12 protein-coding genes and 1 pseudogene are annotated in these 14,325 nt (G+C 55.0%); 4 read left to right on the forward strand and 9 right to left on the reverse strand.

Going from position 1 to position 14,325, the window contains the following annotated elements:
• Window positions 1-133: 133 nt before the first annotated feature.
• Entirely contained in the window at window positions 134-1,114 is a 981-nt protein-coding gene (gene ygfZ / locus QQZ17_RS01625; RefSeq protein WP_152402137.1) for a tRNA-modifying protein YgfZ, read from the forward strand.
• Between the two features lie 89 nt (window positions 1,115-1,203).
• Here the strand turns inward: ygfZ and trhA are convergent, their stop codons facing one another.
• Complete coding sequence (gene trhA / locus QQZ17_RS01630) at window positions 1,204-1,863, reverse strand: PAQR family membrane homeostasis protein TrhA (RefSeq protein WP_046486956.1); 660 nt, start codon at window positions 1,861-1,863, stop codon at window positions 1,204-1,206.
• A 162-nt stretch (window positions 1,864-2,025) separates the two neighbouring features.
• Window positions 2,026-2,337, reverse strand: coding sequence for a N(4)-acetylcytidine aminohydrolase (gene yqfB / locus QQZ17_RS01635; RefSeq protein WP_152402134.1), 312 nt, complete (start codon window positions 2,335-2,337; stop codon window positions 2,026-2,028).
• A 51-nt stretch (window positions 2,338-2,388) separates the two neighbouring features.
• On the opposite strand from yqfB, the gene QQZ17_RS01640 reads away from it, so the two are divergent.
• Window positions 2,389-3,117 (forward strand): MurR/RpiR family transcriptional regulator, encoded by a 729-nt coding sequence (locus tag QQZ17_RS01640; protein ID WP_152406257.1) that lies wholly within the window; start codon window positions 2,389-2,391, stop codon window positions 3,115-3,117.
• Between the two features lie 119 nt (window positions 3,118-3,236).
• Window positions 3,237-4,670, forward strand: coding sequence for a 6-phospho-beta-glucosidase BglA (gene bglA, locus QQZ17_RS01645; protein ID WP_152402132.1), 1,434 nt, complete (start codon window positions 3,237-3,239; stop codon window positions 4,668-4,670).
• 94 nt (window positions 4,671-4,764) lie between these two features.
• Here the strand turns inward: bglA and QQZ17_RS01650 are convergent, their stop codons facing one another.
• The 4 genes from QQZ17_RS01650 to gcvT form a co-directional block, all read right to left on the reverse strand.
• Entirely contained in the window at window positions 4,765-5,508 is a 744-nt protein-coding gene (locus QQZ17_RS01650; RefSeq protein ID WP_152402130.1) for an SDR family oxidoreductase, read from the reverse strand.
• A 64-nt stretch (window positions 5,509-5,572) separates the two neighbouring features.
• Window positions 5,573-8,446, reverse strand: a complete 2,874-nt coding sequence (gcvP, locus tag QQZ17_RS01655) for an aminomethyl-transferring glycine dehydrogenase (RefSeq protein ID WP_152402128.1) — start codon at window positions 8,444-8,446, stop codon at window positions 5,573-5,575.
• A 131-nt stretch (window positions 8,447-8,577) separates the two neighbouring features.
• Window positions 8,578-8,967: a glycine cleavage system protein GcvH gene (gene gcvH / locus QQZ17_RS01660; protein ID WP_152402127.1), complete on the reverse strand. Its 390-nt coding sequence runs from the start codon at window positions 8,965-8,967 to the stop codon at window positions 8,578-8,580.
• Window positions 8,968-8,992: 25 nt separating this feature from the next.
• Window positions 8,993-10,087: a glycine cleavage system aminomethyltransferase GcvT gene (gene gcvT, locus QQZ17_RS01665; protein WP_152402126.1), complete on the reverse strand. Its 1,095-nt coding sequence runs from the start codon at window positions 10,085-10,087 to the stop codon at window positions 8,993-8,995.
• A 316-nt stretch (window positions 10,088-10,403) separates the two neighbouring features.
• Between gcvT and QQZ17_RS26350 the strand changes: the two are divergent.
• Window positions 10,404-10,463: pseudogene (locus QQZ17_RS26350) on the forward strand (hypothetical protein); the annotation flags it as partial.
• 73 nt (window positions 10,464-10,536) lie between these two features.
• Here QQZ17_RS26350 and ubiI read toward each other — a convergent pair.
• The 3 genes from ubiI to pepP all read right to left on the reverse strand — a co-directional run bounded on the left by ubiI (window position 10,537) and on the right by pepP (window position 14,322).
• Complete coding sequence (gene ubiI / locus QQZ17_RS01670) at window positions 10,537-11,739, reverse strand: FAD-dependent 2-octaprenylphenol hydroxylase (protein WP_152402123.1); 1,203 nt, start codon at window positions 11,737-11,739, stop codon at window positions 10,537-10,539.
• Window positions 11,740-11,830: 91 nt separating this feature from the next.
• On the reverse strand, window positions 11,831-13,009 hold the full coding sequence (ubiH, locus tag QQZ17_RS01675) for a 2-octaprenyl-6-methoxyphenyl hydroxylase (RefSeq protein WP_152402121.1): 1,179 nt from the start codon (window positions 13,007-13,009) through the stop codon (window positions 11,831-11,833).
• Complete coding sequence (gene pepP, locus QQZ17_RS01680) at window positions 13,009-14,322, reverse strand: Xaa-Pro aminopeptidase (RefSeq protein ID WP_152402118.1); 1,314 nt, start codon at window positions 14,320-14,322, stop codon at window positions 13,009-13,011. The genes ubiH and pepP overlap by 1 nt, the downstream gene beginning before the upstream one ends.
• Between the last annotated feature and the right edge of the window lie 3 nt (window positions 14,323-14,325).

Here is a 14,325-nt window from a genome sequence, read left to right on the forward strand (position 1 = left end):
GTTCATGTTTTCTGGATGCCGTCTCGCAATCTATACGATAAGGCACAAATGGGACTATCAAAGCGCTTGCATTGGGCAATAGCTCTTTTACCATTAGTCATTATCACTGCGTTAAGCAAATCAGGACATTTTTATGGCATTTACTCCATTTCCACCTCGTCAGCCGTCAGCTTCAGCACGTTTGCCCGTGACGTTAATGACGTTAGATGACTGGGCGCTGGCCACGATTACCGGGGCTGACAGCGAGAAGTATATCCAGGGTCAGGTGACTGCTGACGTGAGTCTACTGACTGAACACCAACACGTACTGGCCGCCCATTGCGACGCTAAAGGAAAAATGTGGAGCAACCTGCGACTGTTCCGCGACGGCGATGGCTTTGCCTGGATTGAGCGTCGTAGCCTGCGTGACGCGCAGGTGACCGAACTGAAAAAATACGCCGTGTTTTCGAAAGTGGCGATTGCCCCGAACGATGAGCGCGTGCTGCTGGGCGTAGCGGGTTTCCAGGCGCGTGCCGCACTGGCAAATCTGTTTAGCGAACTGCCTGACAGCGAAAAGCCCGTCACGCGTGAAGGAGCAACCACCCTGCTGTGGTTTGAACATCCGGTGGAACGCTTCCTGTTGGTTACTGATGTGACAACAGCGGAAGCCGTGACGGAAAAGCTGCGTGGCGAAGCCGAACTGAATAACAGCCAGCAGTGGCTGGCTCTGGATATTGAGGCTGGACTTCCGGTGATCGATTCTGCCAACAGTGCGCAGTTCATTCCGCAGGCGACCAATCTTCAGGCGCTGGGGGGGATCAGCTTTAAGAAAGGCTGCTATACCGGGCAAGAGATGGTGGCGCGAGCGAAATTCCGCGGGGCGAACAAACGTGCATTGTGGTCTCTGGCGGGTAAGGCCAGCCGGGTACCAGAAGCGGGTGACGATCTTGAGATGCAAATGGGTGAGAACTGGCGTCGTACTGGCACCGTCCTCGCGGCAGTGCAGTTGGATGACGGTCAGCTACTGGTACAGGTGGTGATGAACAACGATATGGAAACCGACAGCGTATTTCGTGTACGCGACGATGCCAACACGTTGCACATCAAACCGCTGCCCTATTCGCTGGAAGAGTAACAAAATAACGCCTGATGGCGCGTCGCTTATCAGGCCTACGAAGATATACCTCTCGCCCTGTAGGCCTGATAAAACGTCAAACCATCACATCACGCCTGTCCTACGTACAAGTAGATCGCCAGAAAGTGGCACACGCTGCCACCCAGCACGAACCCGTGCCAGATGGCATGGTTGTAGGGAATGCGTTTACTGACGTAGAAAATCACTCCCAGTGAATAGACCACGCCGCCGACGGCCAGTAGCGTTACGCCTCCCGCCGCCAGTTTGATTGCCAGTTGATACACCACAATCAGCGACAGCCAGCCCATCGTCAGATAGGTCACCAGCGACAGCACCTTAAACCGGTGGGCTATCGTCAGTTTGAATAAAATACCGAGCAGCGCCAGGCTCCAGATAACAATCATCAGCCCACGTGCCAGTGTTGAATCCAGACCCACCAGCAGAAACGGCGTATAGGTCCCGGCAATGAGCAGGTAGATAGCACAGTGGTCGAATTTTTTCAGCCAGATCTTCGCCCGCTGATGTGGGATAGCGTGATACAAGGTCGACGCCAGAAACAACAGAATCATACTGCCGCCGTACAGGCTGTAGCTGGTAATCGCCGTCGCGCTGGCGTTCATATCCACCGCCTGCACCAGCAACAGCACCAGACCGACGATACCAAACACCAGCCCAATTCCGTGGCTGATGCTGTTGGCGATTTCCTCTGCCAGTGAATATCCCTGCGCGATTAATGGCTTCTGGACCATAACTTACTCCGGTGAAACGAACACGTTCGTGATTGCGCTTCTAGCGTAACTGAGAATGGTTCCAGTGAACACCTGTTAGCCAAAATAAATATCGAATTTAAAATAATCGTTATAAATCATAATATTGAAATGTATTTTTCAACTAACAGTTGTTCATTAAATTCAAAGGCATTTAAAATCAATCACATAAAACTGTGACTGATTCGGGTAAATCTCGCCAATCACCTGCCTGAGTTCCTCCAGCGTCATGTTTTCCTGCTGGGCATGTTTTTCCGTCAGTGTGTCGAGGGTGACGGTTGACGTACCCTGCACCTCGATCGTGCAAAAATAGCCGTCGTCCTCGAAACGCCCTACCCGCAGAATGTCACCGGCCTTGAAGTGAGATTCAGACTCATCGCGAATGGTGATCGTTTTACGCCCTGCCAGAATGTCGTCCTGGAAACGCTGAAAAAAAGTGATGTCATTTGGCTGCATGTTATTATTCCCTGTAGATATATCTGATGAGTGAGTATTGCCATTGTGAGTATGTTCTCCCACGCTGCCATCGCCAGTCTCAACAACATTGAGATGTTGGTCTACAACTATGTCATCAGAAACCGTGACAAAGTCATGTATATGACCATTCGGGAACTGGCTGAAGCGGCGGGTGTATCGACGACCACCGTGCTGCGTTTCTGTCGCAAGCTTAACTGTGAAGGCTACTCCGAATTTCGCGTACGCTTTAAATTATATTTAGAGCAGAATGAACCGCAACAGGCTAATTTTGGTGCCAGCGAGATTATCAGTTTCTTTAAAGGGGTCAATAACGATGAATTTGATCAATTACTCGAAAAGGCGGTAGACATTATTTTATCGTCCGAGCGTATTATATTTGTCGGTGCCGGTACCTCAGGAGCCTTAGCGAAATATGGCGCGCGTTTTTTCTCAAACGTCGGAAAATTCAGTAACCATATTGACGATCCTTATTTCCCGGTCACTAACGACATGGCACGTAATGCGCTGGCGATTGTGTTATCTGTCTCTGGTGAAACCGAAGAGATCCTGCGCTTTGCCAGCCAGTTCAGCCTGCATAACTGCAAAGTGCTCTCGATTACCAGCCATGAACACTCGCGTCTCGCTAAACTGGCGGACTTTAATCTTTCCTGGCATGTGCCGCAAACCCGTATTGCCGGTGTGTACGATATCACCACGCAAATTCCCGTTATTTATATTCTCGAATCCCTCGGGCGAAAGCTGGCGAAAAAATTAGCGTAAAAAAACAGACTGTTTTTTGGCGGTAACAAATTACCGTTTCGCTATTTTGTTATATCGTGACATTTATCTTCCCTTTGTTAGACTCAAATCAGTTTGTATTAATTTGAGATGACGCAACGATGAAAAAACTCACCTTACCGAAAGATTTTCTCTGGGGCGGCGCGGTTGCTGCACATCAGGTTGAAGGCGGCTGGAACAAAGGCGGCAAAGGTCCCAGCATTTGTGATGTTCTGACCGGCGGCGCGCATGGCGTACCCCGTGAAATCACCCAGGAAGTGGAGCCTGGTAAATACTACCCGAACCACGACGCGGTCGATTTTTATGGTCACTACAAAGAAGACATCCAACTGTTTGCCGAAATGGGCTTTAAATGCTTCCGCACATCCATCGCCTGGACCCGCATCTTCCCGCAAGGTGACGAAACGCAGCCAAATGAAGAAGGGCTGAAATTCTACGACGACATGTTTGACGAGTTGCTCAAGTACAACATCGAGCCGGTTATTACCCTTTCTCACTTTGAAATGCCGCTGCATCTGGTGCAGCAGTATGGCGGCTGGACTAACCGCAAGGTCGTTGATTTCTTTGTTCGTTTTGCCGAAGTGGTGTTTGAACGCTACAAGCATAAGGTCAAATACTGGATGACCTTCAACGAAATCAACAACCAGCGCAACTGGCGCGCGCCGCTGTTTGGCTATTGCTGTTCCGGCGTGGTCTATACCGAGCACGAAAACCCGGAAGAGACCATGTATCAGGTGCTGCACCATCAGTTTGTCGCCAGCGCGTTAGCGGTGAAGGCGGCGCGTCGCATCAACCCGGAGATGAAAGTGGGCTGCATGCTGGCGATGGTCGCGCTGTATCCGTTCTCCTGTAAGCCAGAGGACGTCATGTTCGCCCAGGAATCCATGCGCGAGCGCTATGTATTCACCGACGTTCAACTGCGCGGTTACTACCCTTCCTATGTCCTCAACGAGTGGGAGCGTCGCGGCTTTAACATCAAAATGGAAGATGGCGATACCGCGATTCTGCGTGAAGGCACCTGCGATTACCTTGGTTTCAGCTACTACATGACCAACGCGGTGAAGGCCGAAGGCGGCAGCGGTGATGCTATTTCGGGTTTCGAAGGCAGCGTACCGAACCCGCACGTCAAGGCCTCCGACTGGGGCTGGCAGATTGACCCGGTGGGCCTGCGCTATTCACTGTGCGAACTGTATGAGCGCTACCAGAAACCGTTGTTCATCGTTGAAAACGGCTTTGGTGCCTTAGATAAAGTGGAAGAAGACGGCAGCATTAACGACGACTACCGCATTGACTATCTGCGCGCCCACATCGAAGAGATGATGAAGGCGGTGACGTATGACGGCGTGGATCTGATGGGCTACACGCCGTGGGGCTGCATCGACTGTGTCTCTTTCACCACCGGCCAGTACAGCAAACGCTACGGCTTTATCTATGTGAACAAGCACGATGATGGCACGGGTGACATGTCGCGTTCCCGCAAGAAGAGCTTCGACTGGTACAAAGCGGTGATCGCCAGCAACGGCGAGGATCTCTAAGGGGTTGCCGGATGGCGCTGCGCTTATCCGGCCGACAGGTTCTGTTGCCACAGGCCGGATAAAGCGTTTACGCCGCCATCCGGCATTCCTTATCCTACTTCCCGCCCGCCAGTTCCAGAAAACTGCCCGTGACATACGACGCTTTCTCACTCAGCAGCCAGGCAATGGCTTGCGCCACCTCTTCCGGTTGACCACCGCGCTGCATGGGCAACATTGACTTCACGCGATCCACCCGCCCAGGCTCGCCGCCGGAGGCGTGGATTTCGGTGTAGATAAGCCCCGGACGCACGCCGTTAACCCGGATCCCCTGCGCCGCGACTTCCAGTGCTAAGCCGGTGGTCAGTGAATCTACGGCCCCTTTCGACGCCGCGTAGTCAACATACTCTCCCGGCGCTCCCAGACGCGACGCCGCTGATGACACGTTCACAATTGCCCCGCCGTGACCGCCGTGTTTGTGCGACATGCGCTTTACCGCTTCGCGACAGCAGAGGAAGTACCCCGTCACGTTGGTCGCCAGCACGCGGTTAATCCGCTCGGCAGAAAGATTCTCGATGGTACTTTGTTCAAATAAAATTCCGGCATTATTGACCAGCGCCGCAAGGGGCTCATTTTCACGATCGATAGATTCAAACATCGCCACGACCTGCGCTTCGTCACTGATATCTGCACGCAGGGTAAACGCGTTTCCCCCGGCGGCGACAATGTTGTTCACCACCTCGGTGGCGGCCCGGATATTGTGATGAAAGTTGACGGCAACCGTATAACCTTCCTGTGCCAGCAGCAAGGCCGTCGCGCGCCCGATACCGCGACTACCGCCGGTAACTAATGCTATTGCCATGCCATTTTCCCCCAAAAAGAATAAAGGCGCCGAAGCGCCTTTAAAAGATAGTCGAATCAGCAGATTACTGGTATTCGCTCATCGGCACGCAGGAGCAGAACAGATTACGGTCACCGTAAACGTCATCAAGACGCTTCACGGTTGGCCAGTATTTGTTCGCCACGCCCGCCGGGAAGACGGCGATTTCACGGCTGTAACCGTGATTCCACTCCGCCACCAGTTCATTCTGGGTGTGCGGCGCGTTAACCAGTGGGTTATCTTCCAGCGACCAGACACCCGCTTTCACGCTGTCAATTTCTGCGCGAATCGCCAGCATGGCGTTGATAAAGCGATCCAGTTCCACTTTGCTTTCAGATTCCGTTGGTTCAACCATCAGCGTACCCGCGACCGGGAACGACATGGTTGGCGCGTGGAAACCGTAGTCGATCAAGCGCTTGGCAATATCCAGTTCACTGATGCCAGTCTCTTCTTTCAGTGGACGAATATCGAGAATACACTCGTGCGCCACGCGACCATCGCGACCGGTATACAGAACCGGGAACGCGTCTTTCAGTCGGCTGGCGATGTAGTTGGCATTCAGAATCGCTACCTGGCTTGCCTGCTTCAGCCCTTCTGCGCCCATCATGCGGATGTACATCCAACTGATCGGCAGAATTGATGCGCTGCCGAACGGTGCGGCAGAGACCGCGCCCTGGCGGGTCAGCATCCCTTCAATCTGCACCACGCTGTGTCCCGGCACAAACGGTGCCAGGTGCGATTTCACACCAATGGGTCCCATACCCGGACCGCCGCCGCCGTGCGGAATGCAGAAGGTTTTATGCAGGTTAAGATGTGAAACGTCCGCGCCGATAAAGCCCGGAGAAGTGATGCCCACCTGAGCGTTCATATTTGCGCCGTCGAGATAAACCTGACCACCGAACTGATGCACTATCTCGCACACTTCGCGGATCGTCTCTTCGTAAACACCGTGGGTGGACGGATAGGTCACCATGATGCAGGAAAGGTTCTCGCCCGCCTGACCCGCCTTGTCACGCAGATCGCCAAGATCGATGTTACCGTTCTTATCACAGGCCACGACCACCACCTGCATACCCGCCATCTGTGCTGAAGCCGGGTTAGTCCCGTGTGCAGAGGCCGGGATCAGACAGATATCACGATGCCCTTCATTACGGCTTTCGTGGTAATGACGAATGGCCAGCAGCCCGGCGTATTCACCCTGCGCGCCGGAGTTCGGCTGCATGCAAACCGCGTCGTAACCGGTCAGTTTAACCAGCCAGTCAGAAAGCTGACCGATCATCTGATGGTAGCCTTCCGCCTGTTCTGGTGGGCAGAACGGATGCAGTTCAGCAAACTCTGGCCAGGTAATCGGGATCATCTCCGCTGCCGCGTTCAGCTTCATAGTGCAAGAGCCCAGCGGGATCATCGCCTGATTCAGCGCCAGATCTTTACGCTCCAGCGAGTGCATGTAGCGCATCATTTCGGTTTCGCTGTGATAGCGATTAAATACCGGGTGACTCAGGATAGCGTCATCACGCAGCATACTTTCCTGAATGGAACGACTGTCGTGCGCCACCTCTTTATCCAGCGTGTCGATATTCAGACCATGGCTGTCGCCCAGCAGAACGCTGAACAACTGCACGATATTTTCACGGGTGGTGGTTTCGTCGAGCGTTATACCTACGGCGTTATGGATATCACTGCGCAGGTTGATTTCTGCCGCTTGCGCACGCGCCAGCACCGCCGCTTTGTCCGCCACTTCCACGCACAACGTGTCGAAATAGTGGGCGTGACGCAGTTTCAGCCCTTTCTGTTGCAGGCCTGCCGCCAGAATGTCGGCCAGACGGTGAATACGATTCGCAATGCGTTTCAGGCCAACCGGGCCATGATAAACGGCATACAGACTGGCAATATTTGCCAGCAGCACCTGAGAGGTACAAATGTTGGAGTTCGCTTTCTCGCGGCGAATATGCTGCTCACGAGTCTGCATCGCCATGCGCAGTGCGGTATTGCCCGCCGCATCTTTCGATACACCGATAATACGGCCCGGCATGGAGCGTTTGAATTCATCTTTCGCAGCGAAGAATGCCGCGTGTGGACCGCCATAGCCCATCGGTACGCCAAAGCGTTGCGCAGAGCCGAAAACAATGTCCGCGCCCTGTTTGCCCGGCGCGGTCAGCAGAACCAGAGCCATAAAGTCGGCAGCAACGCTGACGATCGCTTTGCGCGACTTCAGTTCACTAATCAGCGCGCGGTAGTCGTGGACTTCACCGGTAGTTCCCACCTGCTGTAACAGCACGCCGAACACATCCTGGTGATCCAGCACTTTCGCCGCATCATCCACAATCACTTCAAAACCAAAGGTTTCTGCACGCGTACGCACAACATCCAGCGTTTGCGGATGCACATCCGCGGCTACGAAGAAACGGTTCGCGTTTTTCAGTTTGCTGATGCGCTTCGCCATCGCCATCGCTTCTGCAGCCGCAGTGGCTTCATCGAGCAGCGAAGCGGAAGCCATATCCAGACCGGTCAGATCCAGCGTCACCTGCTGGAAGTTCAACAGCGCTTCCAGGCGCCCCTGAGACACTTCCGGCTGATAAGGCGTATAGGCGGTGTACCAGCCTGGGTTTTCCAGCATGTTGCGCAGGATAACCGGTGGCAGCTGCACGGCGGTGTAACCCATGCCAATGTACGACGTGAAGCGCTTGTTACGCCCGGCGATGGCCTTTAATTCTGCCAGCGCAGCGTATTCGGTCGCCGCCTCGCCGACCTGCGGCGGGGTCGCGAGCTGAATGTCTTTCGGCACAATCTGGCCGATCAACGCATTTAACGACTCGGCGCCAACCGCATTCAGCATCTCTTGCTGCTGCGCGGCGTCCGGTCCGATGTGGCGTTCAATGAAAGCGCCGCTGTTTTCAAGCTGGCTTAACGTCTGTGTCATGGGCGATGGTTCCTGAAACGTGCAGTGAATCGTGATTGTCTGACTGGTTTGCCCGGTGGCGCTCACGCTTACCGGGCCTACGCGCGATCGGTAGGCCGGATAAGCGTGAGCGCCATCCGGCATAAGCGTATTTATTCGTCTTCGAGCAGAGCTTCGTACGCTGTCGCATCCAGCAGCGAGTCCAGTTCGCTCTCATCGCTGGCTTTGATTTTGAAGATCCAGCCACCGGCATACGGCTCGCTGTTCACCAGTTCCGGGGAGTCGCTCAGCGCGTCGTTGACGGCCACGATCTCACCGCTGATCGGCGCATAGATGTCAGAAGCGGCTTTGACCGACTCAGCCACCGCGCAGTCGTCGCCCGCGCTAACGGTCGCGCCAACGTCCGGCAGGTCAACAAAAACCATGTCGCCCAACAGTTCCTGAGCGTGTTCGGTGATACCAACGGTGTAAGAGCCGTCAGCTTCTTTGCGCAGCCATTCGTGTTCTTTGCTGTATTTCAGTTCTGCTGGTACGTTGCTCATCAATCAATCTCCAGAAAAGGATGAATCACGCGACGGCTTTGCCGTTACGCACAAAAACAGGTTTAGTCACTTTTACCGGCATTTCGCGGTTGCGAATCTGCACAATTGCCGTTTCGCCAATGCCCGCCGGCACCCGCGCCAGCGCAATACTGTAGCCCAGCGTCGGTGAGAAGGTACCACTGGTGATAACGCCTTCCAGTTGATTGCCCTGGGCATCAGTGAAGCGTACCGGCAGTTCGTTACGCAGAACGCCTTTCTCGGTCATCACCAGACCAACCAGTTGTTCGTGGCCTTTTTCACGCTGAACTTCCAGCGCTTCACGACCGATAAAGTCGCGGTCAGTCGGTTCCCAGGCGATGGTCCAGCCCATATTGGCCGCCAGCGGCGTGATCCCCTCGTCCATCTCCTGACCATACAGGTTCATACCCGCTTCCAGGCGCAGCGTATCGCGCGCGCCCAGGCCACATGGCTTCACGCCCGCTTCCACCAGCGCACGCCAGAAATCCGCTGCCTTTTCATTCGGCATTGCAATTTCATAGCCCGCCTCACCGGTGTAACCGGTCGTGGCGATAAACAGGTCACCCGTTTGCACGCCGAAGAACGGTTTCATGCCTTCGACGGCTTTGCGCTGCTCGTCAGTAAACAGGGATGCCGCCTTCGCCTGCGCGTTTGGTCCCTGCACGGCAATCAGCGACAGGTCATCACGCACGGTAATGTCGATGGCATAAGGTTCAGCGTGTTGGGTAATCCAGGAAAGGTCTTTTTCGCGGGTGGCGGAGTTTACAACGAGGCGGAAGAAGTCTTCGGTAAAGTAATAGACAATCAGGTCATCTATCACGCCGCCCGAGGCGTTGAGCATACCGGAATAAAGGGCTTTGCCGGTTTTCGTTAGCTTTGCCACGTCGTTCGCCAGCAGATAACGCAAAAACTCCCGGGTGCGACTGCCGCGCAGATCGACGATGGTCATGTGCGACACATCAAACATCCCGGCATGAGTGCGGACCGCATGGTGCTCATCAAGCTGAGAACCATAATGCAGTGGCATCATCCAGCCGTGAAAATCGACCATGCGAGCACCGCATAGCGTGTGTTGTTCGTACAAAGGAGTCTGTTGAGCCATCTTGTCCTCATTGAATAAGCGGGGCTGACCACCCTTTCGCGGCGAAATTATCGCCACGAAACCCGGCATCGACGCCACTGCAGGGCCCCGACGCAAACGTTCTCTTTGCCCCTGAACTTACCACCGAAACCCACGCTAAACCATAAAACAAAATTAACCATCACATTAGCTTATGGCCAAAACTCACCGAAACTCCGCCAGTATAAAAAACCACAACAAAAGCAAGCTACGCAGATAAATAACTACAATTCGCGCTTAAAAGGCGAACATAACCACATTAAACGCTAAAAAAATGTCAAAACTGGCGTTATGAAAAAATCGCGACATTAGAAAATATAATGCGAAAAGAACAGTGAAATTAGTTTATTTCAAATGAGAGATGCCCCCCGGCGAAGTCGCCGGGAGGAGGAAATGTGACGGGTTTCAAATTCTTTAAAAGAGGTGAATGCTTAGCGAAGCCACTCAGGCAGATCGTTGAGTCCCATTGCCTGACGGAGAAGTTGCGGTTTAACACCCGGAAGGGTATCAGCCAGTTTCAGCCCCATATCACGCAGCAGTTTTTTTGCCGGATGCGTCCCCGCAAACAGCTCGCGGAACCCCTGCATGCCCGCCAGCATCATCGCCGCGCTGTGCTTACGGCTGCGCTCATAACGACGCAAATAGAGGTACTGCCCAATGTCTTTACCCTGACGATGCAGACGTTTGAGTTCATCCACCAGTTCTGCTGCATCCATAAACCCAAGGTTCACGCCCTGCCCGGCCAGTGGATGGATGGTATGCGCGGCGTCGCCGACCAGCGCCAGACGATGCGCGGCGAACTGACGCGCATAGCGTCCCGTCAGCGGAAACACCTGGCGTTCGCTCTCCACGCTGCACAGCCCCAGACGATTATCAAACGCGATATTCAGCGCCTGATTAAACTGCTCATCGCTTGCCTGCTGCATCCGTTCAGCCTCTTGCGGCGCAAGCGACCAGACGATGGAGCACAAATGCGGATCGCGAAGCGGCAGGAACGCCAGAATGCCTTCGCCATGAAACGCCTGACGGGCAACGGCACCATGGGCTTCTTCGGTACGAATGGTCGCGACCAGCGCATGATGGCGATAATCCCAGAAGGTCAATGGAATGTCCGCTTTATTGCGTAGCCACGAGTTTGCCCCATCGGCGCCAATCACCAGACGCGCCGTGAGCATGGCGCCATCTTTCAGCGTCAGGAAGGCGTCGTTTTCGCCCCACGCCACCTGCTGTAATTCGGCAGGCGCCATCAGCGTGATATCGGAGGATTGACGCGCTTTTTGCCACAGCGCGTAATGGATAACCGCGTTCTCCACGATATGGCCCAGATGGCTGTAGCCCATGCTTTGGTCATCAAATTTGATACGACCAAAGCTGTCTTTGTCCCACACTTCCATCCCGTGATAGCAACTGGCGCGACGAGCCACAATGTCTGACCAGACGCCCAGTCGGGTAAGCAGTTTTTCACTGGCGGCATTGATCGCCGACACGCGAAGCGCGGGATCGGCATCTGCCGCCAGCGGTTGCGGTTCGCGCTGTTCAAGCACAGCGACACGTAAACCGCTGCCCTGCAGTCCACACGCGACAGCCAGGCCAACCATGCCTCCGCCCACGATTGCTACATCAACACTTTGCACTGTTTACTCCTGAAAATCGGAAACCGCCATCGGGCGTCATATTCGTAAAAATACCGGATCGCGCTTCGCCTGTCCGGTCTGGAGGTGATGTTTACCGCGCCACCCAACCTAACGTCCGCTGTGCAAACGCATCGCGGGCGGGAGGGCATAATTCCATGGTCATCAGACCCACGTTGCGCCCGACAACCAGCGGCGCCCAGCGGTTGGCAAACAGATGAACCAGACTGTCCGTCACGCCGACCGTGGCCTGGCGATCCCCCTGACGACGATGTTGATAGTGCGCGAGCACGGCGTAGTCGCCGACGTCCCTGCCTATCGCCTGAGCTGTTGTGAGCGTTTCGGCGAGGCTCATAACATCACGCAGTCCAAGGTTAAACCCCTGCCCCGCAATCGGGTGCAGCGTCTGCGCGGCGTTGCCCACCAGCACGGTGCGGTGCGTAAACGCCTTCGCCGCCGTAGTGAGAGAAAGCGGATACGCGCTGCGTTTGCCCGCGTGGGTGATTTTCCCCAACCGCCAGCCGAAAGCCGTCTGAAGTTCACGGCAGAAGCGTTCATCTGACCAGCTCAGAATTTCCTCACGTTGTTCCAGCGGATGACACCACACCAGCGAACAGCGCCCTTCAGACATCGGCAGCATCGCCAGGGGGCCATGCGCCGTAAACCGTTCAAACGCGCGGCCGTTATGGGCAACCGCAGTTGAGACGTTAGCGATCACCGCCAACTGCTCATAAGGTTCCTGCTGCCAGTCAACGCCGCAGGCGGTTGCCAACGCAGAACGCGTCCCATCTGCCGCCACCAGAACGCGTCCGACGATCGTTTCGCCCGTTTCCAGCGTGACATTCACCTGTTCCTGGGTGCGCGACACGCTGGCAACCCGGTCCGGGCAGTGCAACGTGACGCCTGGCGCTTTTCGCAGCAGGGAAAACAAGCGCAGCCCCACGTCGTGCAGTTCAACCACCTGCCCCAGCGCCGGAATGCGATAATCATCAGCGTTGAGCGTCACAAATCCGGCATGGCCTCGATCGCTGACGTGAACCGTATGGATCGCGGTGGCACAATCGGCAATCGCCTGCCAGACACCGATTCGCGCCAGTTGTTGGCAGGTTCCCGCCGCAAGCGCAATCGCCCGGGCATCAAACCCAGGATGACTGTCTGCTTCAGGGGCGGTCGCTTCAATCAGATGAACCGGCAGTGTTCCCTGACTTAACCGGGAAATGGCCAGCGCCAGCGTCGCGCCCACCATGCCACCGCCAACAATGATCACGCTCATTACGCTCTCGCCGCCGCCATTAACGCTTCAATCTCATCCGCCTTTTTGACGACGCCGGCGGTCAGATTTTCGTTACCGTTTTCCGTAATCAGGATGTCATCCTCAATGCGGATCCCGATCCCACGATAAGCTTCTGGTACATCAGCATCGGGGGCGATGTACAGTCCCGGCTCAACGGTGATCACCATTCCCGGTTTCAGAATACGGGAACGATCCTGCTCATATTCACCGACATCGTGAACATCCAGCCCGAGCCAATGGCTCAGACCGTGCATGAAAAACGGTCGATGCGCGTTATCGGCGATCAGTTGATCCACTTCGCCTTTCAAAATACCCAGCTTCACCAGCCCGGTAATCATAATGCGCACGACTTCACCGGTGACCTCCTGAATCGAAGTACCAGGACGGTACAGACGCAGGCTGGTCTCCAGCGATTCCAGCACGATGTCGTAGATCTCACGCTGCGCCGGGGTAAATTTGCCATTCACCGGGAAGGTTCGCGTGATATCGCCCGCATACCCTTTGTATTCACAGCCAGCATCAATCAGCACCAGGGCGCCGTCGCGCAGTTCACTTTCGTTTTCGGTGTAATGCAGAATGCAGCCGTTTTCACCGCTGCCCACAATGGTGTTGTAGGACGGATAGCGCGCACCGTGGCGAGTAAACTCGTGATGAATTTCGCCTTCCAGTTGATACTCAAACATCCCCGGACGGCATTTTTCCATCGCCCGGGTATGCGCCAGTGCCGTAATTTCTCCTGCGCGACGCATCACCGCAATCTCTTCAGGCGACTTAAACAGGCGCATTTCATGCACTATCGGCCGCCAGTCGATCAGGGTTGACGGCGATTTCAGGTTCTGGCGCGAACCTTTGCGCAGTTTTTCCAGCGCGGTGAAGACGACCTCATCCGCATACGCATATTCGCCCTGCGCGTGGTAGACCACGTCCAGACCGTTAAGCAACTGAAAAAGCTGTTGATTGATTTCGCTAAAGGCCAGCGCACGATCCACAGCCAGTTTTTCCGGCGCGGCATCTTGTCCCAGACGACGACCAAACCAGATTTCCGCAGTCAGATCGCGAACGCGATTGAACAACACGCTGTGGTTATGGGTATCGTCGCTTTTAATCAGTACCAGAACGGCTTCCGGTTCGTTAAAACCGGTGAAATACCAGAAATCGCTGCTCTGGCGATACGGGTATTCACTGTCCGCGCTGCGCGTAACTTCCGGCGCGGCAAAAATCAGCGCGGCGCTGCCTGGCTGCATTTGCGCAAGCAGTGCCTGGCGACGACGTTGGTATTCCTGCGGTGTCATGAC

The organism is Citrobacter sp. T1.2D-1 (genome assembly GCF_950098555.1).
Taxonomy (GTDB): Bacteria; Pseudomonadota; Gammaproteobacteria; order Enterobacterales; family Enterobacteriaceae; genus Citrobacter_A; species Citrobacter_A telavivensis.